Annotated in this window: 23 protein-coding genes; 12 read left to right on the top strand and 11 right to left on the bottom strand. The window is 43.1% G+C overall.

Translation table 11 applies throughout. The features are described 5' to 3' along the window. Positions 1-38: 38 nt before the first annotated feature. A complete protein-coding gene (locus R7O13_RS17995; RefSeq protein ID WP_005381681.1) occupies positions 39-1,586 on the bottom strand; it encodes an alanine/glycine:cation symporter family protein in 1,548 nt (515 codons plus the stop codon). A gap of 307 nt (positions 1,587-1,893) precedes the next feature. After that, complete coding sequence (locus R7O13_RS17990; RefSeq protein ID WP_167415037.1) at positions 1,894-3,150, bottom strand: D-amino acid dehydrogenase; 1,257 nt, start codon at positions 3,148-3,150, stop codon at positions 1,894-1,896. A gap of 106 nt (positions 3,151-3,256) precedes the next feature. On the opposite strand from R7O13_RS17990, the gene R7O13_RS17985 reads away from it, so the two are divergent. From R7O13_RS17985 to R7O13_RS17970, 4 genes are all read left to right on the top strand, one after another. Further along, positions 3,257-4,168, top strand: coding sequence for a LysR substrate-binding domain-containing protein (locus tag R7O13_RS17985; protein WP_167415038.1), 912 nt, complete (start codon positions 3,257-3,259; stop codon positions 4,166-4,168). 119 nt (positions 4,169-4,287) lie between these two features. After that, the gene (locus R7O13_RS17980) at positions 4,288-5,556 is read left to right on the top strand and encodes an O-acetylhomoserine aminocarboxypropyltransferase/cysteine synthase family protein (protein ID WP_167415039.1); all 1,269 of its coding nucleotides are present in this window, start codon (positions 4,288-4,290) and stop codon (positions 5,554-5,556) included. Between the two features lie 208 nt (positions 5,557-5,764). Further along, entirely contained in the window at positions 5,765-7,096 is a 1,332-nt protein-coding gene (locus tag R7O13_RS17975) for an aspartate aminotransferase family protein (protein ID WP_318304383.1), read from the top strand. Then, positions 7,087-7,926, top strand: a complete 840-nt coding sequence (locus R7O13_RS17970; protein WP_053302975.1) for a 3-keto-5-aminohexanoate cleavage protein — start codon at positions 7,087-7,089, stop codon at positions 7,924-7,926. The genes R7O13_RS17975 and R7O13_RS17970 overlap by 10 nt, the downstream gene beginning before the upstream one ends. Before the next feature lie 74 nt (positions 7,927-8,000). Here the strand turns inward: R7O13_RS17970 and R7O13_RS17965 are convergent, their stop codons facing one another. The 4 genes from R7O13_RS17965 to R7O13_RS17950 form a co-directional block, all read right to left on the bottom strand. Beyond that, on the bottom strand, positions 8,001-9,368 hold the full coding sequence (locus R7O13_RS17965) for a Na+/H+ antiporter NhaC family protein (protein WP_170890789.1): 1,368 nt from the start codon (positions 9,366-9,368) through the stop codon (positions 8,001-8,003). A 180-nt stretch (positions 9,369-9,548) separates the two neighbouring features. Beyond that, positions 9,549-10,136 carry a DedA family protein gene (locus tag R7O13_RS17960; RefSeq protein WP_005381671.1) on the bottom strand — a complete coding sequence of 196 codons (588 nt, stop codon included), beginning with the start codon at positions 10,134-10,136 and terminating at the stop codon, positions 9,549-9,551. A 204-nt stretch (positions 10,137-10,340) separates the two neighbouring features. After that, on the bottom strand, positions 10,341-11,876 hold the full coding sequence (locus R7O13_RS17955; protein WP_005391488.1) for a bifunctional GNAT family N-acetyltransferase/carbon-nitrogen hydrolase family protein: 1,536 nt from the start codon (positions 11,874-11,876) through the stop codon (positions 10,341-10,343). A gap of 120 nt (positions 11,877-11,996) precedes the next feature. Next, positions 11,997-12,878, bottom strand: coding sequence for a LysR family transcriptional regulator (locus R7O13_RS17950; RefSeq protein ID WP_047102126.1), 882 nt, complete (start codon positions 12,876-12,878; stop codon positions 11,997-11,999). 400 nt (positions 12,879-13,278) lie between these two features. On the opposite strand from R7O13_RS17950, the gene R7O13_RS17945 reads away from it, so the two are divergent. Further along, on the top strand, positions 13,279-13,842 hold the full coding sequence (locus R7O13_RS17945) for a porin family protein (RefSeq protein WP_005381668.1): 564 nt from the start codon (positions 13,279-13,281) through the stop codon (positions 13,840-13,842). 121 nt (positions 13,843-13,963) lie between these two features. Here R7O13_RS17945 and R7O13_RS17940 read toward each other — a convergent pair whose 3' ends face one another. The 5 genes from R7O13_RS17940 to R7O13_RS17920 all read right to left on the bottom strand — a co-directional run bounded on the left by R7O13_RS17940 (position 13,964) and on the right by R7O13_RS17920 (position 19,675). Continuing rightward, positions 13,964-15,103: a lipase family protein gene (locus R7O13_RS17940; protein WP_318304379.1), complete on the bottom strand. Its 1,140-nt coding sequence runs from the start codon at positions 15,101-15,103 to the stop codon at positions 13,964-13,966. Between the two features lie 3 nt (positions 15,104-15,106). Continuing rightward, complete coding sequence (locus R7O13_RS17935) at positions 15,107-15,658, bottom strand: Ig-like domain-containing protein (protein ID WP_250155407.1); 552 nt, start codon at positions 15,656-15,658, stop codon at positions 15,107-15,109. A 1,031-nt stretch (positions 15,659-16,689) separates the two neighbouring features. Continuing rightward, entirely contained in the window at positions 16,690-17,151 is a 462-nt protein-coding gene (locus R7O13_RS17930) for a helix-turn-helix transcriptional regulator (protein ID WP_025795024.1), read from the bottom strand. A 114-nt stretch (positions 17,152-17,265) separates the two neighbouring features. After that, positions 17,266-18,597 (bottom strand): ATP-binding protein, encoded by a 1,332-nt coding sequence (locus R7O13_RS17925; RefSeq protein WP_263838112.1) that lies wholly within the window; start codon positions 18,595-18,597, stop codon positions 17,266-17,268. A gap of 286 nt (positions 18,598-18,883) precedes the next feature. Further along, complete coding sequence (locus R7O13_RS17920; protein WP_318304375.1) at positions 18,884-19,675, bottom strand: metallophosphoesterase; 792 nt, start codon at positions 19,673-19,675, stop codon at positions 18,884-18,886. A 319-nt stretch (positions 19,676-19,994) separates the two neighbouring features. Here R7O13_RS17920 and R7O13_RS17915 point away from each other — a divergent pair, with 319 nt between their 5' ends. From R7O13_RS17915 to R7O13_RS17885, 7 genes are all read left to right on the top strand, one after another. Then, complete coding sequence (locus R7O13_RS17915) at positions 19,995-20,282, top strand: hypothetical protein (RefSeq protein WP_025506926.1); 288 nt, start codon at positions 19,995-19,997, stop codon at positions 20,280-20,282. A gap of 456 nt (positions 20,283-20,738) precedes the next feature. After that, entirely contained in the window at positions 20,739-21,098 is a 360-nt protein-coding gene (locus tag R7O13_RS17910) for a carboxymuconolactone decarboxylase family protein (RefSeq protein WP_318304373.1), read from the top strand. After that, complete coding sequence (locus R7O13_RS17905) at positions 21,098-21,613, top strand: VOC family protein (RefSeq protein WP_318304372.1); 516 nt, start codon at positions 21,098-21,100, stop codon at positions 21,611-21,613. The genes R7O13_RS17910 and R7O13_RS17905 overlap by 1 nt, the downstream gene beginning before the upstream one ends. Next, the gene (locus R7O13_RS17900) at positions 21,610-22,050 is read left to right on the top strand and encodes a DMT family transporter (protein ID WP_318304371.1); all 441 of its coding nucleotides are present in this window, start codon (positions 21,610-21,612) and stop codon (positions 22,048-22,050) included. Before R7O13_RS17905 ends, R7O13_RS17900 begins: the two co-directional genes overlap by 4 nt. Further along, positions 22,050-22,544, top strand: a complete 495-nt coding sequence (locus R7O13_RS17895) for a DMT family transporter (protein WP_318304370.1) — start codon at positions 22,050-22,052, stop codon at positions 22,542-22,544. Before R7O13_RS17900 ends, R7O13_RS17895 begins: the two co-directional genes overlap by 1 nt. Further along, positions 22,534-22,857 (top strand): hypothetical protein, encoded by a 324-nt coding sequence (locus tag R7O13_RS17890; protein ID WP_318304368.1) that lies wholly within the window; start codon positions 22,534-22,536, stop codon positions 22,855-22,857. The genes R7O13_RS17895 and R7O13_RS17890 overlap by 11 nt, the downstream gene beginning before the upstream one ends. 103 nt (positions 22,858-22,960) lie before the next feature. Next, positions 22,961-23,899, top strand: a complete 939-nt coding sequence (locus R7O13_RS17885; RefSeq protein WP_318304366.1) for a LysR family transcriptional regulator — start codon at positions 22,961-22,963, stop codon at positions 23,897-23,899. Positions 23,900-24,222 lie beyond the last annotated feature (323 nt).

The following is a 24,222-nucleotide window of genomic DNA, read 5'->3' as shown; positions in this document are numbered from 1 at the left end:
CAATCGGACCACTGCTTTTTCTTATTTATGTGATAACGCTATGTTGATGGTTGCTCAACAGTTTCTGCGCTATTGCTGTCTGCCGTTGGTGCTTTACCCGTTTTACGTCGGTACTTATCTTCCCAGTAATCTGCGCCTTTAATGCCCAGTGCAACAGGGTTAAATGTAAAATCGGTCACACCACGTTTTTGTTGCTCTTCGTAGTCGTTCAGTGCTTTGAGTGCAGGCTTCGACATAAAGAAGATGATCAAAATACCGATGATGTTTAGCCACGCCATCAGTCCTACGCCTACATCACCCATCGCCCATGCTAAGTTGGCGGTTTTCACGGTTCCGTAGAACACGGATGAAATAATGATGACTTTCAGAATAAACATCAGTCCATTTACTTTGAACGTACGACGAATGTAAGCAATGTTCGTTTCTGCAATGTAGTAGTAAGCCAGAATGGTCGTAAACGCGAAGAAGAATAGAGCGATTGCGATGAATGGTTTACCCACGCCAGGTAGTGCGCTTTCGATCGCCATCTGTGTAAACACAGGACCATTTGCACCAATATCCGCTGGTAGGTTTTGAACCAGGAATGTACCTTCAATCGCACCATTTACGTTGTACGCGCCAGTGATAAGAATCATGAACGCGGTTGCTGAACACACAAGTAGTGTATCGATGTAAATAGAGAAAGATTGAACAAGACCTTGCTGAGCAGGGTGATCAACACTCGCTGCTGCTGCTGCGTGAGGACCAGTACCTTGACCTGCTTCGTTGGAGTAGACACCACGTTTTACACCCCAGCCGATTGCTGCACCAACGCCTGCCATTGGTGTGAACGCGTCACCAATGATCATGCCGAAAATGCGTGGAACCTCACCAATGTTTAGAAGGATGATGACAAACGCAGTAATGATGTAAGCTAACGCCATAAATGGCACAACGACTTGGGTAAAGTTCGCGATACGCTTTACGCCACCAAAAATGATGAAAGCCAAAATGACACAAACAACCGTACCAGTGAAAATTTTAGCAAAACTGAAGGTACCAATAGCGGTTTCAATCATGTCACCTGAGCCAAATGCGGCTTCTACTGCGTTACCGATACTGTTCGATTGAACGCCAGGAAGTAGAACACCACAAGCAAAGATGGTCGCGATAGCAAAGATCCAAGCGTACCATTTTTGTCCCATTGCTTTCTCAATATAGTAAGCAGGGCCACCACGGAACTCGCCTTCGTCTTCTTCTTTATAAATTTGTGCAAGTGTTGATTCTGCGTATGCGGTTGCAGCGCCAAAGAAGGCAACGACCCACATCCAGAATACGGCACCTGGGCCACCGAAACCGATAGCAGCAGCAACACCAGCAATGTTACCTGTACCTACACGGCCAGATAGTGAAACGGCAAGTGCCTGAAATGATGATATCCCTTTTGTTGAACTCTTCCCTGAAAGTAATAAGCGCCACATCTCAAAGAAGTGACGAATTTGTACAAAACGCGTCATGATTGAATAGAACAAACCTGCGCCAAGGCACAAATAGATCAGTACCGGGCTCCAAATAATTCCATTCAGAAAATCAACTAATGACTGCATGAGTATTTTCCCTGTTAGTTGTGTTTGTGGTTGTTTTTCACACAATACATTACCCTTTATGTAATGCAATTGTTAACTTTTTTAGCTACAAATCCTTTGTAGCGTGATGATGAACACAGAATGGAGAGTAGTTGTTAAAATTTGGTTCTTGTTGCTTATTTGCTCCTTTTAGGTAGAAGATTTGCCTGATGATTAATTATGCAGCACATTGTCATTTAAATGTACTGCGATTTTGATGAGTTAAAAATGCCAATGGTTATGCATTTTGTGGAGTAAGTGTCTGTCTGTTTTTTGTTCAGTCATGTGCTCAGGCGTAACGACAAAGGTTAAGTTCCGCATTATCCATCACTTTTGCTTTTTCACCTTTCATTACGCTTGCTAGCAATTGACCTGAACCACAAGCCATCGTCCAGCCCAGAGTTCCGTGTCCGGTGTTAGTAAAAAGGTTATCGTATTTAGTCGCGCCGATAATTGGTGTGCCATCAGGCGTCATTGGCCTAAAGCCGCTCCAAAACTCAGCTTGGCTGAAGTCACCACAACGAGGAAAAAGATCACGGATGACCATTTCGATAGTGTTTTTGCGCTTTTGTGGAAGGGAAGCATCAAACCCTGCTAATTCTGCGGTGCCAGCTACGCGAATTCTGTCATCAAATCGAGTCATAGCGACTTTATAGGTTTCATCCATCACAGTAGATCGAGGAGAGAAGTGTTCATCTTCCATCGGGATGGTGAGTGAATAGCCTTTGACAGGGTAGACCGGAATATCAATATCGAGTTGCTTGAGTAGCGCTGTAGAGTAGCTTCCAGAGGCCACCACATATTGGTCTGCTTTAAATTGTCCTCGGTTCGTTTGGACACCTATGATCTTTTTGCCTACTGTAACCCAATTGCTTACTTCAGTATCGAATTCAAATCGGACACCGTGTGCCTTAGCAAGCTCCGTTAGTTGTTGGCAAAATTGATGGCAATCGCCCGTTTCGTCATCAGGTAGATGCAAGCCACCAACCAGTTTGTCTTTCACAAGTGCAAGCCCTGGCTCTTGTTCAATACATTGTTCGACGTCCATTAGCTTAAATCGGGTTCCGCTTTGTTCAAGGAGCTGCATGTCCTTTTCAATGGCTTGCAGCTGTTGATGTGTTCGGAATACTTGCAAGGTCCCAAACTGACGTCCTTGATACTCAATGGCGTGTTCTTGGCGTAACTGTTCTAAGCAAACACGGCTGTGGTTAGCGATCGAAAGCATGCGAGCCTTGTTAACTTGATAGCGAGGTAGGGTGCAGTTCGCGACCATTTTACTCGCCCAGCGGATCATGTCGGCATTCAGAGTGGGTTTGATTTTAAGTGGAGCATGCTCCTCCATTAACCACTTAATGGCTTTAACAGGAACACCAGGCGCAGCCCAAGGCGAAGAATAGCCATATGAAATCTGCCCGGCATTGGCGAAGCTCGTTTCCATGGCACTGCTTGGTTGGCGGTCAATGACGGTAACTTGATAGCCTGCTTGAGATAAATACCAAGCAGAGGTTAAGCCGATAACGCCGCTGCCTAATACGATGACTTCCATTGATGCACTCCACACATTTATCAGAGTGCTCAGTTTCTTTTCTTTACCTTTTGTTAACAATCGATATAAATTACACACTGCGTTTAGAAAAACTATAGGCTCAAGGATGAAAAGTAATCTGATAAGTGGTTTGTGCCTATTTAGCCAAGTCGCGGAGTACAGCAGCTTTACTGGTGCTGCAAGACATTTACACCTCACCACTGGTGCCATAAGCCAACAAATTATTCATTTGGAAGCGTTATTAGGTTTTACTTTATTTGAACGCCACTCTCGCGGTATTCGTTTAACCGTAAAAGGCACTCAGTTACACCAAGCGACGCAGTTTCACTTTTCGGAACTGAGCAAATTGCTTGATGAGCTCAAAGTAGAAAAGCAAACCAATGAAATTCGTTTGAAGTTGACGCCTTCTTTTGCTTTCAAATGGTTAGTCCCAAAGCTCGAAAGCTTCCATCATGATAATCCGGATATCCAAGTACAAATCTTTGCGGAAGGTGCGCTGGTAAATAGTGAGATAAAAGACTATGACGTCGCAATTGACTATGGTCTTCATCCTTATAGAAATGCTAACGCGGAGCTGATTTTGGATGAGCATCTGCTACCGGTGATGAGTCCAAAATACCTTGAGGATCATGGCTGGCTAAAAACGTTGTTTGGTGAGCAAAAAAACTCAATGCCAGTGAAGCAATGGCAAGAGGCGACGCTACTACACGATGCGATGCCATGGGAAAAAGCGACGCGTGACTATGAGTGGCTATATTGGGCGTCAGCGATGGGGTTGGATTTTAAAACCGATATCGGACACTTTTTTAATCGAACGGATATGGCAATGTCTGCAGCCGAAGCTGGCGTTGGGATTGCGATGGCACGAATGGCACTGATTGAGGATGAATTGACGACAGAGCGTTTGGTTTCTCCATTCAAACCGATTTCTGCCAATGCAGGGTATTACTTGATCATGAACACACGTACGAATGCGACAGAAACGTTTCGTCACTGGTTACTTGGACAGTTGAATTAGCGTTTTATCTCTGTGATTCATCCCTACGTTATTTGTTGAAAAGTTGGGCAATATAAGTTTTATAAGCAAGGTAAGTGCTTTGCTTGCCGCTATTTGAGTGATGAAAGACAGGGAAGAACATGAAAGACGAAACGCTATCCATCCATTTTGGTTACGAAACTGACCCTACCACTAAATCTGTCGCGACGCCGATTTATCAAACAGTCGCGTACGAGTTTGATAACGCGCAGCACGGCGCTGATCTGTTTAACTTGGAAGTGCCGGGTAATATCTACACTCGCATCATGAATCCGACTAACGATGTTCTGGAAAAACGCATGGCGGCGTTAGAAGGCGGCATTGCCGGGTTGGTCGTGAGTGCGGGGAGTGCAGCGATTAACTATGCGATTCTGACGTTAGCGCAAGCGGGCGATAACATCGTTTCTACGCCGCAACTTTATGGCGGTACTTACACCTTGTTTGCGCACATGCTGCCAAATCAAGGTATTCAAGTGAAGTTTGCCAAAGATGACAAGCCAGAAAGTTTGGCCGAGTTAATTGATGAAAATACCAAAGCGGTTTACTGCGAGAGCATTGGGAACCCTGCGGGTAATATCATCGATTTAGAACGTGTGGCGGAGCTTGCTCATGCACAAGGCGTACCTGTGATTGTGGATAACACCGTTGCGACGCCAGTGCTTTGCAAACCCATCGAATTTGGTGCGGATATCGTAGTTCACTCTCTCACTAAATACGTTGGTGGACATGGCACCACATTAGGTGGCGTGATTGTGGATTCCGGTAAATTCCCTTGGGCACAGCACAAAGACCGCTTTCCTGTTTTCAACCAACCAGAGCCTTCTTACCACGGCGTGGTGTATACCGAAGCGTTTGGTGAGGCGGCATTTATCGGGCGTGCGCGTACCGTACCACTGCGTAATACCGGAGCAGCATTATCACCGATGAATGCATTTATGCTTATGCAAGGGTTAGAAACGTTACCGCTGCGTATGGAACGCCATACCGAGAACACACTCAAAGTGGCTGAATTCTTGGAACAGAATGACAAAGTCAGTTGGGTAAGTTATGCCGGATTGCCAAGTTCTGAACACTTCCATCTCGCCGAAAAATACATGAAAGGTAAGCCTTCTGCGATTTTGTCGTTTGGTTTAAAAGATGGTTATGACTCTGGTGTGCGTTTTTATGATGCTTTGAAAATCTTTAAGCGTTTGGTGAACATTGGCGATGCAAAATCATTGGCTTGCCATCCTGCATCGACGACTCATCGTCAATTGAGCGAAGCAGAACAAAAACAAGCTGGTGTGTCTCCAGAGATGATTCGTTTATCGGTGGGTATTGAACATATTGACGATATTCTAGCCGATTTAGAACAGGCACTAAACGCGTAAAACGATTCTGTTTTTAGCTTTGGGTTACCCATAGGCCAGCCTTTAAAAAAGCTGGCCTATTTTTATTTTATTGTTTAAATATCAAGGGTTTTGGTGTTTTTGGTTTGTGGTATTCCAAAAGCTCATAGAGGGTGAGATTTATTCTCTTGTCACGTTTGGGTTTGTTCCTGATGATGTGTGCAAGTATTACACATTGGAAGGGACTCAAATGTCTTACGTATTTCACCGTCATTGCCATGCCACGCTACCAATCATCGATAGAGGTGAAGGTGTTTATCTATTCGATAAGCATGGAAAGCAGTATCTCGATGCTTGTGGTGGTGCTGCGGTATCAAACCTTGGCCACAGTCATCACGCCGTTAAAAAAGCCATGTTGGAACAGATCGAGCGAGTGCCATTTGCTCATACTGGATTTTTTACTAGCGACAACAGTGAGCGCCTAGCAGAATTGATTTGTCAGCACATGCCTGAACAGTTCAACCATGTGTATTTAGTCAGTGGAGGATCAGAAGCGGTGGAGTCGGCACTAAAAATGGCGCGGCAGTATTTCGTGGAATCAGGTAAGCCAGAGAAAAAGCAATTCATCGCGCGTCAGCAAAGTTATCACGGCAATACCTTGGGGGCTCTGGCGGTCGGTGGCAATGAATGGCGACGTGAACCGTTCAAACCCATCTTGCATCCGAGCCATCACATTGCCCCTTGCTATGCTTATCGGTATCAGCAGACTCATGAGTCGGAATTGGATTACTCATTACGAGCGGCGAATGAACTAGAGGCAAAAATTCTTGAGTTGGGGGCTGAGAATGTCATGGCTTTTGTCGCTGAGCCCATTGTGGGAGCCACCGCTGGAGCTGTGCCTGCGACTCAAGGTTACTTCAAACGTATTCGCGAAATATGCGACCAATACGATGTGTTATTGATCTTGGATGAAGTCATGTGTGGCGTTGGACGCAGTGGTAGTTTTTTTGCATTTGAGCAAGAAGAGGCAGAACCCGATCTGGTGTGTATGGCTAAAGGGCTTGGTGCGGGTTATCAACCTATTGGCGCGGTGGTTGCGAATGATCGAGTCTACCAAGCTATTGCCGGTGGAAGCGGTTTTTTCCAACATGGCCATACCTTTATGGCGCACCCTGTGGCGTGCGCTGCTGCCGTGGAAACCATTCAAACCATCTTCCAAGATGATTTATTAACGGCGGTGAATCAGCAAAGTGCTTTGCTGCGTAATGAGCTTACTTCTGAATTGGCCCATTTACCGTACATTGGCGACATTCGTGGTAAAGGCTTATTTTTTGGCATTGAGCTGGTGGCGGATAAAGAAAGCAAGGCGCCTCTGAGTAAAGCCACATTGGCAGACAAACGCATCAAACAGCAAGCAATGGAAAATGGCTTAATGTGCTACCCAATGGGCGGAACGATTGATGGCGTTAATGGGCACCATATCTTGCTTGCACCGCCATTCATTATTCAGCCTCACCATATTGATGAGCTAGTTGGCAAACTCTCATTAACGCTAAAAGAGGTAGCGAAGGAATGGAATTAGAAAATCGATGTATACGAGAGCCTATCGCTATTATCGTGGCCCCAAACGGTGCAAGAAAAACTAAGCACGATCACGCCAGCTTACCCATGACAAAAGACGAACTGGTTGCAGAGGCTATCGCTTGTCAAACGGCAGGGGCTGCCATGATCCATTTACATGCTAGAGACGCCAACGGACGTCATTCATTAGACATCGACGACAACATGGCAATTTACTATGCCGTGAAAGAAGCGGTGGGACAAAACATGATGGTACAGCTCACCACAGAGGCGGTGGGCTTGTATTCTCCGCCACAACAGATGGCGTTAGTTAAAGCTGTGAAACCAGAAGCGGCTTCTTTCGCATTGAGGGAGTTAATCCCTGATCGAGCAAGTGAGAAAGAAGGGTATGCCTTTTTCCATTGGGTGGCAGAAAACAACATCGTGAGCCAAATTATTCTCTACGATGCAACCGACATTGAACGTTATTTCCAACTGCGTGATGCGGGCGTGTTACCTAAAACGTATCAGCATGCATTAGTGGTGTTAGGGCGTTATCACCAAGCTCAACAGTCTTCGCCATGGGATTTACGAGGTTTGAATTTGGCGCATTTTGTCGAGGAAGAAATTCGATGTGCCATTTGTGCTTTTGGCGCGCGAGAGCAAGACTGTTTAGCGAGTGCGATGTTACTTGGATTCGATGTGAGAGTGGGGTTTGAGAATAACCACGTCGATGTTGCAGGCGAATTAGCAATCAGTAACGCGGCTCAGGTGGAAGCTCTACGCGATGTGGCGCATCGCTTTGCGATTCCTTTACACAGTGCGCAAAGTTTGCGTTCAGCTTTGAAGTAAATCTGCTCGCGGAAAAGAAAAAAAGAAGAAAGGAAAGTAAAAAGGCTCCATCGGAGCCTTTTCGGTATTTGTCGTTAGTTCTCAGTTTGCGCTACAGGTTGACGAGCGGGATGTTTGATAAACACCGCGACAATAGCCGCTATCGCTAATGCAAAACAGTAGTAAGAATTGGCAACTACTTCAAGTGGCGAGAGGTTGAACACGGAACCTAGCAGCAGTACTTGAGCACCGTAAGGCAACACGCCTTGCACCACGCATGAGAAAATGTCTAACAAGCTTGCTGAGCGGCGAGGAGAGACATTATTCTCTTCCGCCAGTTGGCGAGCAACGCTGCCCGATACAATGATGGCTACGGTGTTGTTTGCCGTACAGCCATTGACCATTGAAACCAAACCTGCAATACCTAGCTCGCTTGCACGACTGTTCGCATGCTTAGAGTGGCTAGAGCCAAACGCGTGGATAAGGCTGCTAACGAAGTTGGTTAGAAAAGCAAGACCACCTTGGCGACGCATTAGTTCACTCAAACCACCAATCAGCATGGATAACAAGAAGATCTCTTGCATGTTACCAAAGCCTTTGTAAACGTCTTGGGCTAGATTAGTCAGTCCGTAATTGTCAATCGATGCCAAGCTCACGCCGCCAGCCAAAAGAATGCCAATCGACAGAACCACAAACACATTTACACCAGATACCGCTAGGATCAAAATAGTGATGTACGGCAAGACTTTTAGCCACTCAATATCGCCAGTTGCAGGCACTTGAGTCGCGGTACTGTTGAAAGCGAACACTGCAATCGCGATCAACGCCGCAGGTAAAGCAATACGAATGTTCTCTTTAAACTTGTCTTTCATCTCACAACCTTGAGAGCGTGTCGCCGCGATGGTGGTGTCAGAGATGATAGAAAGGTTATCACCAAACATAGCGCCGCTCAGCACAACGCCTGCGGTTAACGGTAAGCTCATTCCTGCTGATTCAGCAATACCCAACGCTACGGGGGCAACGGCTGCGATGGTACCCATCGAAGTCCCCATTGCTGTTGCGATAAAAGCAGAAATCAGAAAAATGCCCGGTAAAATCATGCTGGTTGGAATAGCGGATAAACCAAGGTTCACTGTTGCATCAACACCGCCAGAGGCTTTTGCTACCGCAGCAAAGGCACCTGCAAGCAGATAGATCATACACATTGCGATGATGTCTGGGTGGCCAACACCACGCATGAAGTGTTCGATTGAGCGGTTAAGTTTCTCTTTACTTAAAAGAAACGCAATGATGATGGCTGGTAATACCGCGATGGGTGCAGGCAGCTGGTAGAAGGCAAATTCCACGCCTTGCAAAGATAAGTAAGTGCCTACGCCAATAAATAGCGCAAGGAATACAATTAATGGGATCAGTGCGACCGCAGACGGTGCAACTGTTTTAGTAGTTTGTTGGGAACCGGACATGTAAACGACAATGTTAATGATAAGAGAGAAGAGCAGACTAATATCACATTTCTACATTGTCAACGTCTAGACGTCTAAATGGCTGTTTAAATTTTACACGTAAAGAAAAAGATAAAAGCTCGTGTTGCGTATCTCACTGATACCAGGAGCTTTAGTTATGCGCTAATGAAGAGACTGTTGTTATTGCATTGATTTGGCTTTTTTGCGTTTAACAATACCTAAAACCATCCACGTAAATAAGACAGCAGCAAATGCCCATACCAGATATTTGTATTCGGTGTACAGGTTGCTCAACACGCTTAAATGCTCAAATGCAAAGTGAGTTAACAAGCTGAATACCAATACCCAAACCGTCGCCGCGAGGGCGTTACCGAGCAAAAACTCTCTACGTGGCATTTTCGCGATACCGCATGCAAGAGGCATAAATTGCTTCATTCCTTCAATAAAGCGGCTGACGACCAAGCAAGTAGGGCCGTATTTCTGGATAGTCAATTGAAGCGTTTGCATCTTCGGGCCGGAAATGTAGCCTTTTTTATCCAACCAGCCTTCAAAGTAATAGCCGATTAGGTAACCACAGGTATTACCCAAAAAGCAGCTCAGCCACGATACCATCATTACCATACTTAGGTTCATGACTTGTTCTGACGAGAGCAAAGATGCCGCGATCATCAGTGATTGACCAGGCATCGGGATACCTATCCCTTCTAGAAATATACTGACAATCAGCGCAACGTAGCCGTATTGCTCAAGCAAAGGCTTCATTGACACGAGAAGTTCGTTAATATGTTCCAAAAGCTTTCCCCTAATAAAAGCGGAACGAAGTTGGAGTGATACTCCGAATGTCCTATTGGGTCAATTCTTGTTTCTCACCGTTGAGAAAAACTGACATGCCTCTGATAATTGCGCAGAATCAACCTGCAGCTGGCTTTACTCGCCGCCACGCTCTTTGGTAGCGGCGAACTAGGGAGATCCTTATGACTCTTTGGCTTTGGTGAATGCGCCATACAAATCAAGGCGTCGGTGACGTAAGTTGGTTACTGAACCCTCGGTATTAAGTTGCTTCAACTTAGTCAAATCAACATCGGCGAAGATCATCATTTCGGTGTTGGCGCTTGCTTCTGTCAAGGTCGCATCGTGCGGGAAGTAGATATCCGACGGTGAGAATACGGCAGATTGTGCGTACTGGATGTCCACGTTATCAACACGAGGTAAGTTACCAACACTGCCACCAATTGCAACATAGCATTCGTTTTCAATGGCACGCGATTGGGAACAAATTCGTACTCGTTGATAGCCATTTTTTGTGTCCGTCCAGAAAGGAACGAATACAATTTGTGCGCCTTGTTCTGCTAACATTCTTCCCAATTCAGGGAATTCGCTGTCATAACAAATCAGTATGCCGACTTTGCCCGCATCGGTTTCGAACACTTGAACATTGTCACCACCGTCGATCACCCAGTCTCTTTGTTCATGAGGCGTGATGTGGATTTTATATTGAGCGTTAATTTCACCATCTCGTTGCAGCAAGTAGGCCACATTATACAGTTTGCCATCTTCGATAACGGGCATACTGCCTGCAATAATGTTGATGTTGTAGGTGACCGCCATCTGCGAGAAACGGTTTTTGATCTCTTCTGTAAAGCTAGCCAAAAAGCGGATTGCTTCAACGGAATTTTTGTCGTTTTGCAAGCCCATCAGCGGTGCGTTAAAGAACTCAGGGAATAGGGCGAAATCGGCTTTATAGTTCGCAAGAGAAGAGATGAAGAACTCAGCCTGATCGAGCAAATCCTCCAGGTCATTCATCGCGCGCATTTGCCACTGGACGACACCAATCCGAATCAGTGTTTTTTCTACATCGTGTACGGATTGAATATCCTCTTCGTAGAAAAAGTTATCCCACTCCAGCAGTGTCGCGTAACCTTTAGAAGCGCTATCCTCTGGTAAGTAGCCGCGCATGATTCGTTTTACATCGAAGTCGTTAGCAAGCTGAAAAGACAAAATAGGGTCATGAAGCTCACGGCGTTTTACTTTGTCGATGTACTCTGCAACGCTCAGTTCATCTGCGTATTGGTGGTAATTAGGAATGCGACCACCGGCTAAAATTGCTTTGAAGTTCTTACTACGGCAAAGCTCTTTACGCGCATCATACAAACGTCGACCTAAACGTAGCCCTCGATAGTCCGGGTGGACAAATACATCGAGACCATACATGGCATCACCGGTTACTTGATTCTGTATGACGTTGTTTTCGGTAATGATGTCGGTATATAGATGAGGAAGAGAAAAGCGGTTGTAGTCCACTTTAATGGTTAATGCTGCACCGACTATTTTGCCGTTATCTTCAATACAGATTTGGCCATCAGGAAACTGATGAATGAGATCCATAATAGTCAGCCGTGGCCATGAGCCGCCAACATCAGGAAACACTAAGTCCATTAGCTCTGCAAGCTCAGGGTAATCCGTTGGCTCAATGGTACGTAATGAGAGTTTGGGCGAATTGCTGTCCATATCTTTCAATCCATTTATCCTTTTGAAACAGTGTTAATGAGAATGCCACAATTTGGAGCAGACAGATACTGAAGTCTTTGAGTTGTTTTGGTTTACCAAAAGCATTTCAAGAAAACAATATTAGCTTAGTTTGCTCTTCAACCATTCGTAAAACGCCGCCACTTTCTTAGCCGATAGGCGATAATTCGGGATCATCACGTAATAACCATAACCACTCTGTAAAGTTAGGTTGAGAATATGTTGGATATCCCCTCTTAAAATAGAATTCTGCGCCATAAAATCAGGAAGTAAGGCGAGTCCTTTTCCCATTTTGACGGCTTCGTAAGCTAGGTAAAAATGTTCAAAGCCTACAGAGTGATAGGTAACGGTTGATTCTACTGCATGTGCCGCCTTAAATTGCTCCCACAACTGAGGACGAGTGATTTGAGGTATCAGCGGATAGTCGCTAACAGCGTGCACATTCTTGAGTGCAGGAGCGTTAGTACAACCGACCAATAGTAGTATTTCTTCGCATAGTAAGTGGCTGTATTCATAATGCGTGGATAATGGAAGGCAGCGAATATGTAAGTCACTTTCGTTGCTCGAATCTTTGACGTTCCCATCCCCAGTACAGACTCTTACTCGGATGTTAGGATGTTGCTGGTGGAAGTCATCAATATTAGGTATCAACCAAAGACTGGCAAAAGAAGGGGTTACGTCCACGGTGAGTAATTCTTGCTTTGAATCTGACTGGATTAAGTTGGCAGTTGCATGCTGAATAAGCTCCAAAGCTTCTGTGACTTGCGGCAGATAACGCTTGCCTTCTTCGGTTAACTCAATACCACTCGCCCCTCTTTGTATTAAAGGTAAACCCACCAATTGCTCCAGCGATGCGATTTGTTTGCTTACTGCGCTTTGCGTAATACATAGGGCATCCGCTGCTTTAGAGAAACTGAGGTAATTAGAGACCGCGACAAACGTCCTTAATGCTCGAATAGAAGGGTATTCACTGCCTTTTAACATACTTCAGTTCCATTAAACTCTGCTTAGGCAAAGAGTAGAATATTCACGGCTTGAAGCAAAGTAAGATGCAACGTATGTGTGATTAGCTTCCTTTCTTATAAAAACTAGCTAAGCATTTTTTTTGACTGATTAATCTACAAGAGTATTTTAGATGTTTATTTAATTTCTTTGAAAAATCTACAAATTAACAAGAATCTTTTTCACATCAGCGATTAACCTCAATTTAGTATTGTTTATATAAAGTAAACAGACAGCTCTTTTTTTCTATTTTTGTTCGGCGATCTTTAGAGTATTGTCAGTATTCTATAAAATTAAATATATTTTTCATTAATTTAAAGTTGGCATTGCATTTGCTCTTTACTATTCGAACCTTCAATGGAACTTATATTAGGAGAACGAAATGAAAAGCAATGTTGTTACTTTGATTAGCCTTTTTTCTTTAGCAACGTTTAGTACTTTATCACATGCTGCGGACTCCAACGATCATGGTGTATATGTTGGCGCCAACTACGGTTACTTAAAAGTTGATGGACAAGATGACTTTGATGATGACAGCGATGTTATTCAAGGTTTAGTTGGTTACCGTTTTAATCCTTACTTAGCGTTGGAAGGTGGTTACATTGATTTCGGTAGCTATGGTAATAACCTAGCAAATGCCGAAACGGACGGCTATACAGCGGCTCTAAAAGTTACCGCTCCCATTGCTGATCGTGTCGACCTTTACGCAAAAGGCGGTCAAATGTGGTACTCGACGGATTACAACGTTGCGGGCTTCCAAGGCAACAAAGATGATGAAGGTGTATTCGCTGGTGCCGGTGTTGGTTTTAAAGTTACTGATAACTTCTTAGTTAACGCAGAATATATGTGGTACGACGTAGAACTCAATGCGGAGAATGTCGCGAACGGTGCAAACACGGAAACAGACTTTAACCAAGCATCACTAGGTGTGGAATATAGATTTTAATATTGTTAACAACTCTAAGCCCTAATAAAAAGCGAAGCCTAAATAGCTTCGCTTTTTCTGAACTCAATCTAGTTGAGGATAATAGAGCGGTTTTTAGAATAATTGTTAGTGTCTTTTACTGTCACGCTACTATATTTAGAGCATTTCTAACATGACTGTCTAACCTTCTTACTAGTCTCGAAAAACAAAGTTTTATCACTCTATAAGTAATACTCGATAGGTCGATCGCTGCGCTACCTGACATTACATTCATGTGACCTAAAATACCGCGAACGTGTTCTGTATACTCGTTTTTTAGTTTTGAGATGTACGCCATAGCTTTAGCTAGTTGATCCCAAGCAGTAAGGCCTACAGTTGCTATTTGTTGTATTATATGACCCAAACCTGAAATTCTTAATAAGGTCAAAATTGAAGAGACTATTTTACTTACCCAACCATCAGTCATCCGAGCATTATATCTATTGTTGAAGTCAAGAAATACGTTGCGTTCTAGGTAAGCTTGAGATTTGGGTTGTAGTGCCGACCACTCATTACTTGTAGCGGTATTGACATAACCCGGAACAGATTTTTTTCCTAGTCCATGAGCGCAGAAGTAGATGCCAGAACTTCCATCTAGCCGATACTCAATACCACCGTGAGTAAATGGCCAAAGAGGAGACATAGGAACTGGATCTGCGCCATGAGTGCAGCGATAGGAAGAATCTAACTCCCTTCTTGCGTATGGTTTAAAGCCAACTTTTGGTGCGCCAAAAGTATATAGGTGTACGCTATAGCCGTACTGACTCTTCACCCAATCTGCCGCTAATGAAGCAAGAGCACCACCTAAACTATGACCTACACAGTGTATTGCCTTCGGTGCTTTCATGTTCTTTTTCGAATAACCAGCGATGTATGCTGCAAGTTGTGGCTTTATCGTATTGAAGAGATTTACAAAACCTGCATGTACCCTGTAACCGGATGAGGTACCTGATATCCCAATGTTTCCATCGGTCATAATGTCGCCGATGTTTACTTGAGTGCCACGGAAGGAAAATACCAAAGTATCGGCAAACTCGCCCTTACCTCGACCTATCGCTACAAAATCTGATGTCATTCCACCAAATCCCATAAAGCCACTTGTCGTTCCTTTTTTGACATCATTCCTTAGATCAAATGTAAAAAACTTTGCTATATAACCACTAACGTTACGAACATTAGTTGCGAATACAGAATAAGGGATTTCTGCGATTCTAGATGATAGTTTTGGTGAGAGTGATTGCATTCTTTAATTTCCATATAAGTCAGAGTCAATATATCCAAATAAATCACATTGACTATTTACGTAGTAGTCATCGTTTTCGTCATCATCAATTGAAAAAGCAAAGTACTTAAGAGGGTTTGCTGCATCACAGACTAGATTAGCCATATTGTTTTTTACGTAATCCTCTATTTCATAGCCATCGAACGAACCTTCCCAAATAATAACGCTTTCATCAATATCTAGTTCTGTGGTTAAAACAATAGTTACATAATGTTCAATAAGCGGGATCTTAACGCTCTCTTTGTTCTCATACACAGGAGAAAATTCAAACCGACCATTGCTGTCAGTAAATGTTGATAAGTCTATTGATTTTCCTGAAGCGCTTAAACCAATACTAAGACTAACCTTTTGGTTATTAATCGGCTTCCCTTTTTTTGTTATCACACCATTGATTTGTGGTGTGTATTGGTTAACTTTATCGTTATTCAATATACTCTCTCCAAAACTCATATTAATGCTCAACAATATGATTGTAATAAATCCAAATAAGTAACTTCTCACATCGAATTTTTTCATTTTAAAAATCTATAAATCTATATGTATTGTGTGTTTTTACAATATTTAATTTTAACTATGTGATTCATATTGCATTGCTCTGTAACTTGTGAATTTGAAAATTACATTTTTAGATTTATGTTTATCTATTTGACCGATTTTTATTAGCATTAATAAAGTTTAAATCTGGAACACTCAGTCTGCGCTAATCTTAGGTAGTTATATTGTATTGGATTTTTGAGGCTTTCATCAGGTAATGTGAAAGCAAAATAAACGAGAGCTACCGAATGATAAAAACTCTATAAATACTAGGTTTCAGACAATGAAATCGTATTGAAAACAGTTAATTATTCGCTTGGTCAAGAGGTATTTTTATTGCTTTACATCGTAATACTAGATTGACTTGATAATTTATTTTTCCGCCAATTGTGATGACCAAGAGCAAAAGAAAAGGCTTATTTAGTATCTTTTGATGGTTAGTGATAAACCCAAATTGTTCTACTTTAACCCATCATAATTCTATAACTTAGATTTAGCACTCGTAGTTGTTGATAACTCAAAAACTTAGAACACTTTAAATCGAAGAACATATAGACACACTTTTGTCCTTGGATGAGTTCTTCTGAACTTCCGTGTAGTTTTGGTGGTGTATTTATGAGCGTATCGTCTGTTACTTAATACTCAACGAGTTTTTAAATCGGCGTACGTTCAGAGTTATGCAGTAATGCTCGTGAAAAGTTATCAGGTAGCATGAGTGCGTGAGAAAAGAAGACAATGTGGATAGTGGATAGTGGGTTGTTGATACAAAAAAGACCACCCGAGGGTGGCCTTTTCCAAACGTTTGGTGGGCTGGCGGGAGTTGAAATGATTTCTCATTATTCATAAATTCAGTAACTTATATCGATGTTGCTAATTTGGTGTTGCATCAAATGTTACATCAATTTCCTGCTTAAAAAGGAACTGAACCCGCGTCCATGTATTCCTAAATTATTTAAAAATACTAGCTTGTTATAGCAATTCAATCTAAATAAATAGGGCTGATACTGAGCATTTTACCCATCCTCACCATCCATTAATAGCGATTTTAACGCATCGGGAGAAGAAGGGAGTAGTCCGACTTTTAAGCCAAATGGTTTGAATACCTTGTTGAGAATCTCTGTATTGTAGCTGCCCCGATCATTCTCTATATCTGAGAGTGTTTTTCTTGAAACACCGACGAGTTTTGCGAACACATCCTGTTTGAGTCCCAGTATATTAATACGTAAATATTTCAACGCTTGACCTTGCGTAAGTTTACCAAGCAAGAGTTGCTTGATGGTTTTGCTTGCCTCGGTTTTGCGTTCTGATGGACGAGTGGAGGGGGCGATTTTTGAGACTCTCTGATTTATTGAAGTTTTGGGCGATGTATTAACGACATATCTCTCTGATATCTCGTGAGGTGCATCTCGATTGGCCCTTAAACGAGCTATGACTTCTTCTACAGACTCTCTTTTTTCTGGAGCACTTTTATTCATAGCAGCCTCGCTTCATCAGATCCTCTAAAGCTTATGAATTAGTCATTAATGTTATGAGTAAAAAATTACTCATAACATTGATTCTTAGATGTTAATGAGTATTTTCTTACTCACTTAGCTTTTATCTAGATCTCTGAGGTGATCAAGTAAGTATTCTGTGTAGTAAAGCGGCATCACGATGTGCTCCTTCTCTGTTGCTGGAGAGCCTTGAGTACCTGTAAGTTTGATTGTCTTGTGGGGTTTGCACTTCTCGATGTAGGATTGCAATGATTTCGCACGGGTTCGCTTACCACTCTTTACTTCTACAGGCACAATTCGACCTAGGTCATCAGCGATAATGAACTCTATCTCTGCTCTTGCGTCTCCCCAAGAGAAACTTGGTTCAATACCTAGCGCAGCGATTTCCTGTTGAACATAGTTTTCGGCGACATATCCCTTGTATTCATAGCCTTGCTGTTTGATTTCACGGTAACCAGTACCGAGCATATGGTTCAATAGCCCGACATCAAAGAGAAACAGTTTAACCGTATTTTCCTTCTGATAAGCAGCTAAAGGAGAACGAGGCTGTCCTTCAATAGGATGATTTTTTAAAGCAAGCCGACACTTGTGAAGCCATGTGATCGCACTTTCATACTCAGCATAGCGAGACTTGCGTTCGTGAACTCCCTTGAATTTAAACCGTTTAACGGAGTCGTCGAATACCGAAGATAGTTGAGCGGGAATGCTTCGAAATACAGATTCGATGAGCTGTGCATCCACTTTTCCAGAGTACTTTCCGAAATCACGCATGTAGCCCTCAATTAAGTTCCTATGGACTTCAGACACGGCTTCAATGCGTTCAATAATACTGAGTTCTGAGTTTTCGAACCATGAGTTTACGGCTTCAGGCATGCCGCCAACAAAATAATAGTCGGTCAGTAGTTCGATTAATTTTGTATGAGCTGCTGGAGAATTCAGCTTTTGGTCAAATGCTTTTTGCAGTGCTTTTTCTCCAGATGCCCACAAGAATTCCCTGAAAGTAAGTGGCCTTAAATTGTGTTGCTCAACTTTTCCAACGGGAAAGGACGTGAGCAATCCGATATTTGAACCACTAGCAGCAACATAAGCTTTGGGAGCCTTTTCTGCAAAGTACTTAAGAGAGGTGACCGCTCTTGGACATTCCCCAATTTCATCTAAAATAAGAAGATCTGTCGATGGTTCGAAGATTTCTCCTGTTAATAGTTCAATGTTGGTGATGATGTCATTAGGGTTTAGAGAGCCTGAAAAAGCTTCCATTAACTCAGGGCTTTCTAGGAAATCGATTCTTATCACATTTTCGAATGTACTTCCTAATAGTTCCTGTAATAAGAATGTTTTACCAGTTTGTCTAGCACCGTCAATCAGCAAGGGCTTCCTTGTCGGCTTGTCTTTCCAGGTGAGTAGGTTTTCAAGTAGTGTTCGTTTCATCTAGCCACCTCAGTTAAAGAGCTTATCTGGTTGAGTGTATATTACACAAAAATGCGCAATTAAATGCAAGGTATAACATTTTTTGGCGCTTAAAAAAGAGGGTTTCAACACTTTTATGCGCGTAAAAGTGTTTTTAGTGATTTCTATGCGAATGATAGTGTTGGGGCTGTGAGGGGAGGTGATGGATCTATGCATCATTTCTGTTTGGTTGCTTCACAAGGCCAATGATCACAGTGAGAAAGCCCTAGCGGGCTTTCAGATGCCGAAGTTTGTTGCTGGCTAGCTCTTATAGGTAATAAGCTTTATTAGTAAGTAATCCACTGGTTAAGCGTACAGAACCCTTGGGGTTACAAATAAATGTCGTCCTACCGTCAGCGATGACTTTCTCTACAGCATCATGTTGATGCCCTGCCACCCAATACCTAGCTCTTGAGATCAACTCATTACTCAACCCTGCATGATAATACGGAGCATAATCGCTGCTGGCATTTTGCTCGAAAGCAAAAGCTTCTTTAGATGGAAGGTGGTGAGATATTGCTATATCAACTTTCTCTGGAAAGTTATTAATGAATGCTTTGTGCTGCTCTTCAATCATAGAGCTGCCAATAAACTTAGTGTCGTTCATCAACTCAGAATATGCATTTACAAGCTCGACCGAATAGGTGTGAATTGGAAACCAAAGGGTTCCACCGAAGATAGTGTATCCGTCCAACTCAATCGACTCATTATTCAAAAAGAACAGGTTTTCAGTGGTATCGCTATGAGCCTTAAGCTTGGCTAATACTGAACTCTTGGAAACGTTGAGAACGTCAGAGTTTGCACTAGATTTGCACCCAACGGGCGTACTTCTATGGCGGTAGGATTTACTCTTATTGTTATACCATTCATGGTTTCCTGCAATCATTATCACAGTCTTAAAGTGGCGACAAAGTACATTTTTTACATACGCCATGCATGAGAGGCCGTTCGCTGTGTCACCTGCAACGACTAAAGTGGCTTCGTTATCGAAGCTATACCAGAAGTCACGGCGTATTCCGTGAATGTCGAGATGCAGATCGGAAACAACGTAAAACTTCAAACTATCATGACCTTAGAGTTGATTGACTTCTCCATGGTACAGGGGTTTTTTAGATTAGAGAAGTGAGCACATACGCTAAGTGCTTTAACATCAGTAGCTTAAAGTGAAACTTCCATGGAAGACAATGATTGGACGCTTTGTTTGATTTTTCGGCACTAAGATTTAGACACTAACTTTTAGTGTCTAAATCTTAGTGGTTTATAACTGTCTGAAATTAATCGTTTTTATTGTAAACAGTTAAGATTTTTTGCTGAGGAAACTTCTCAGAGGCTGGCGAGAGTGTAATTGTGCTACAGCCGTGTGTACGGCAGGCATTTTTATGAGCGAGGCTGATATGAAGAACGAGGCTAAGGCTACAAGAAGTGATAACGAGCAAGCCGAATCAAAGGATAGTAAGGTTACGCTAAATGGACTTCTTGACTTGCTTGATCACGCTATCTTTACCAATACTGATAAGCTAGTTGAAGTAACTGAAGCCCTCAAAATAGAACTGGAAGAGATCATCGATGGCTATCAAGTTGGCCTAGACGGAAAGTATCAAGAACAATCACCATTCGAGTCTGCACAGCATGAAGCTGTGCTACCCAAGCGGCATGCGCCGCAGTAACGAGTGTTCGGTATCATGCAAGATTGAATAGTCACCGATTTTATAGACATGCTTCGGTTAGACTCGTTTACTTGGTTTTATCCAATTCAACGTATCCGAAGTGCACGATTTTGAGCACTAACTATAACTCGTCTCTGCCCCAAAGCGCGTTAGAATTTTACTCATTCACATGTTGTTAATGTGCGTTTGCCTTACTAAAAGCTATCCTAGAGTTTGCTATCATTTGCTCTCTATCCATTACTATGTAAATGGAAAACTATAATCTCAAGCTAACGTTTTGTCTGGCGAACCATCTTATAATAGCCGCTTTCCTGTCCCCATATCTCCTCTTTTCACAGCATTTGTGCAGAGTTTGCATAGGTCTTGTTCCATTCAACTGGTTTTTCAAAAAACACCGCTCCCTATAATACCCGTCATCCGCTAAGACAAACCAAATAACTAAAGAGAGTGTTGAGTATGACGAGTAAATATGAAAACGCAGTGCTTGATGATCAAGCGTTGATCGACGGCTTGAAGTCCATCAACCCAGTATGGGGCGACATGACAGTTCGCGTGGCTGGTGAAGCTTGGGGCATGCCTCTTATTGACCAGAAAACCAAAGCCCTAATCAGCATTGCAATTGACCAAATGGCACTGAATGTTACTGGCGAAGGTAACCCATTCGGCGCTCACGTTGATATGGCGCTGAAGCAAGGCGTTACGTATGAAGAACTTGAAGAACTCATTGTATTTGCGTCGGCATACACAGGCTTTAACAAAGGTGCGACAACAATGGGCGCACTAAACAAAATTCGTCATGAACGAGGAGATTTATAATGGCTATTCCAGGGCTAAAAAAACCAGACCACATCGGCTTCACGGTACCAAACCTAGATGAAGCGATTACATTTTTCCATGATCACTTTGAGTTTGAATTGGCGTACGAGTTTGGTCCATTCGCATCAGATGATGACTGGATGGCGGATCATCTTAATGTAAACTCTCGCGCTGAGATCACTAAGATCGCCGTTATGAACGCGAAGGGTATCAACCTAGAGATCTTCGAATACGCAGATACGGTTGAGCGCAACAAAGCTGCGCCCAATAACGCTGATATTGGTGGTCACCACTTAGCGTTCTACGTTGAAGATATGGGTGCAGCAGTAGCTTACCTGAAAGAGCAAGGCATCAAGGTACTTGGTGAGCCAACTACCATGACGGAAGGTCCAACTGAAGGTGAGTCTTGGGTGTATTTTATGGCACCATGGGGCATGCAACTAGAGCTTGTTTCGTACCCAAATGGTAAGGCATACACTCGTCACTCATCTGTCGCGCTGTTTGACCCACGATGAACATTATCTTTATCGCACTGATTGTGGTTGCGGGAATGGGCTTGTCTTTCGAGGCTGGCCTTCTTGGACCACTAGGTGAGCAAGTTGGTCATTTATGGGCAACGTTAAGCATCTTTGGTGTCGGTACTGCGTTGCTGTGGATGATTCGTCATTTCACACCGCAAGGCAAGTTTACTGATTGGAACTCAATTCCTAAGTGGCAGCTTATTGGTGGGTTACTTGGGCCAATCTATGTGGTGGTTCTTACCCTTTCCACGCCAATCCTGGGGGTGGCAATGACCATGATTTGTGTCCTGCTAGGTCAGGTCACCAAAAGTTTTGCGATTGATTACTTTGGCTGGTTCGGAATGCCAAAGCAAGCCACAAATCCACTGCGCGTGCTTGGTTTGGCGTTCATTTTTCTAGCGCTGTGTTTTATTTATATGGGAGCTCAGTAATGACTCTGATTATTTTGCTAGCTATTGCCTCAGGCATGGCGTTGAGTACGCAGGCTGCGATTAATGGTCAGCTTGGTGCCAAGGTTGGGGTAATTGAAAGCTCGCTACTGACGTTTAGCATGGGTACGGTGATCACTGGTTTACTTATCTTCTTTTTTGAGCCTAGTTATGACGCGACCTTGTTAAGCGTTCCAAAATGGCAGCTTGCAGGTGCGCTATTTGGCATTGTCTACATGATTGTGATGGTCGCTGCCGTGCCGAAAGTCGGCGTCGCGATTGCTACAGTCGCCACCATTCTAGGCCAGATGATCATGAGTCTGATCATTGATACTCAAGGCTGGCTTGGTAACACACCGATTGAACTTAACTACTGGCGTGTTGCTGCCATGGTGTGTATTGCTGGCGCATTAGTGTGTATCTACCTTGCGAATCGCAATAGCCAAAATGCAAAACAAACCACTCAATCTACAGAGGAAGCGCTGCATGTCAGCTAAAACACTAATCGTATTCTTTAACCTGAAATCGACGACCGACGAAGCAAAATACCTAGAGTGGGCAAAACAGTCTGATCTACCAACGGTAAACAAGCTGAGCAGCGTTTCATCATTTGAGGTGTTCAAAGGCATCAGCATGCTTGGTCAAGACAAACTATCTCCTTGGGATTATTTTGAAGTGATTCATATCGATTCTGAAGAGGCGTTTTTAACTGATATCCAAACGGAAGAAATGCAGAAGATCGTAGAACAGTTCCAAGCATTTACTGAAGACGCGCATTTCATTGTTACCAAGAATGTTATCAGCGCATAACTGATTGGTACGTAGGCAAGCTAACTATTAGCTTGCCTTTTTTTATGTTTAAACTTTAATATTTGGCTAGGTTAACAAAACCGAAACAAGTAGGAGAACGTTTTTGAATTACGATGTGTCCTTATTGGAAATAAAGCTGTTCTTAATGACTAGCCAGTTTGGCAACTTTTCTGAAGTGGCACGCAGACAAGATATGACGCCATCTTCCGTCTCTCGTAAAATGGCCCAGTTAGAAGACAAGGTCGGCACCAAACTGTTGCATCGTCATACTCGTTCGATATCACTGACCGATGAAGGCGTAGCATTTAACAGACATTGTACCGACATCATCAATCAATATGAACGTGTTGTCGATCAAATCGAACAGCGAGCCGACATCCCTCGTGGTACTGTCAAGATCAGTGTTCCTGTTGCCTTCGGAAGACTTCACATTGCCCCTTATCTACCTGAAATGTTAGAACGTTACCCACTTCTGAAGGTCGAAATTCAGCAGACCGACGCTTTTGTTGACGCCGCATCCGAGGCAATTGACCTGCTGATCCGTATTGGTGTGCCACAAGATTCTTCCCTTAGAATGAAGCGTTTCAGCGAGCAGCGTTATGTCATGGCTGCAAGCCCAAGTTACCTAGCGTCTAATGGCATGCCCAGAACACCAAAAGACTTAGAACAGCATAACTGCCTCGTATTTAAGGGAATCAATGGATTACAGCGTTGGTTTATTGGTAAAGATAGATTAGATGCGTATGAGGTTTCAGGTTCACTCTACAGTAACAATGCGGAAACCTTGGTAGCGAGCGCGGTAAGGGGGAGTGGGATTGTGGTTTTTCCTACTTGGTTAATTGGAGAGGAATTGAAGAGTGGTAAGATGGTTCCTTTACTGGAAGATTATCAAGTCTCAACGAGTTTAGAACAACAATCGATCAGTGCGCTATACCTTGATACGGACAATCTTGCGACAAAAGTTAGGGTAGTGATTGACTTTTTCGTAGAGAAATTCAGCAGCACAAGTGGTTCCAACTTATGCTACTGGGATGTTGTTTAGTAGCTTATAAACCTCTCAACGATCTTATTTAGTAAAGGAAGGAACACAAACACTGCACATGCCACAATGACAGTATCAATAATCAAAACACCCACCATATGGTTTGGCTGGATCAAAAGTAGATCAAGCAAAGGGTGCATGAGTCGAGGAACGATAAGAGTCAAAGGATAAATGACAGTTAAAACCTGAAAAAATTCTCTAACTTGGTTCATAGTAAAAGTCCAATTAAACATAATAAGAATGAATTATTTTACTGATTAAACGGGGGAGGATTAACGGCCAAACTTAGCTATCAGTTGTGCTCAATTGGCACAGATGTCACC

The organism is Vibrio sp. Y176 (genome assembly GCF_033438945.1).
The sequence above is the reverse complement of the archived record's forward strand: the minus strand, read 5'-3'. Positions and strand labels throughout refer to the sequence as shown.

Coding starts and splice junctions, on each gene's coding strand:
- R7O13_RS17995 (WP_005381681.1), bottom strand. CDS start 1,586: ATGCAGTCATTAGTTGATTTTCTGAATGGAATTATTTGGAGCCCGGTA.
- R7O13_RS17990 (WP_167415037.1), bottom strand. CDS start 3,150: ATGGAAGTCATCGTATTAGGCAGCGGCGTTATCGGCTTAACCTCTGCT.
- R7O13_RS17985 (WP_167415038.1), top strand. CDS start 3,257: ATGAAAAGTAATCTGATAAGTGGTTTGTGCCTATTTAGCCAAGTCGCG.
- R7O13_RS17980 (WP_167415039.1), top strand. CDS start 4,288: ATGAAAGACGAAACGCTATCCATCCATTTTGGTTACGAAACTGACCCT.
- R7O13_RS17975 (WP_318304383.1), top strand. CDS start 5,765: ATGTCTTACGTATTTCACCGTCATTGCCATGCCACGCTACCAATCATC.
- R7O13_RS17970 (WP_053302975.1), top strand. CDS start 7,087: ATGGAATTAGAAAATCGATGTATACGAGAGCCTATCGCTATTATCGTG.
- R7O13_RS17965 (WP_170890789.1), bottom strand. CDS start 9,368: ATGTCCGGTTCCCAACAAACTACTAAAACAGTTGCACCGTCTGCGGTC.
- R7O13_RS17955 (WP_005391488.1), bottom strand. CDS start 11,876: ATGGACAGCAATTCGCCCAAACTCTCATTACGTACCATTGAGCCAACG.
- R7O13_RS17950 (WP_047102126.1), bottom strand. CDS start 12,878: ATGTTAAAAGGCAGTGAATACCCTTCTATTCGAGCATTAAGGACGTTT.
- R7O13_RS17945 (WP_005381668.1), top strand. CDS start 13,279: ATGAAAAGCAATGTTGTTACTTTGATTAGCCTTTTTTCTTTAGCAACG.
- R7O13_RS17940 (WP_318304379.1), bottom strand. CDS start 15,103: ATGCAATCACTCTCACCAAAACTATCATCTAGAATCGCAGAAATCCCT.
- R7O13_RS17935 (WP_250155407.1), bottom strand. CDS start 15,658: ATGAAAAAATTCGATGTGAGAAGTTACTTATTTGGATTTATTACAATC.
- R7O13_RS17930 (WP_025795024.1), bottom strand. CDS start 17,151: ATGAATAAAAGTGCTCCAGAAAAAAGAGAGTCTGTAGAAGAAGTCATA.
- R7O13_RS17925 (WP_263838112.1), bottom strand. CDS start 18,597: ATGAAACGAACACTACTTGAAAACCTACTCACCTGGAAAGACAAGCCG.
- R7O13_RS17915 (WP_025506926.1), top strand. CDS start 19,995: ATGAGCGAGGCTGATATGAAGAACGAGGCTAAGGCTACAAGAAGTGAT.
- R7O13_RS17910 (WP_318304373.1), top strand. CDS start 20,739: ATGACGAGTAAATATGAAAACGCAGTGCTTGATGATCAAGCGTTGATC.
- R7O13_RS17905 (WP_318304372.1), top strand. CDS start 21,098: ATGGCTATTCCAGGGCTAAAAAAACCAGACCACATCGGCTTCACGGTA.
- R7O13_RS17900 (WP_318304371.1), top strand. CDS start 21,610: ATGAACATTATCTTTATCGCACTGATTGTGGTTGCGGGAATGGGCTTG.
- R7O13_RS17895 (WP_318304370.1), top strand. CDS start 22,050: ATGACTCTGATTATTTTGCTAGCTATTGCCTCAGGCATGGCGTTGAGT.
- R7O13_RS17890 (WP_318304368.1), top strand. CDS start 22,534: ATGTCAGCTAAAACACTAATCGTATTCTTTAACCTGAAATCGACGACC.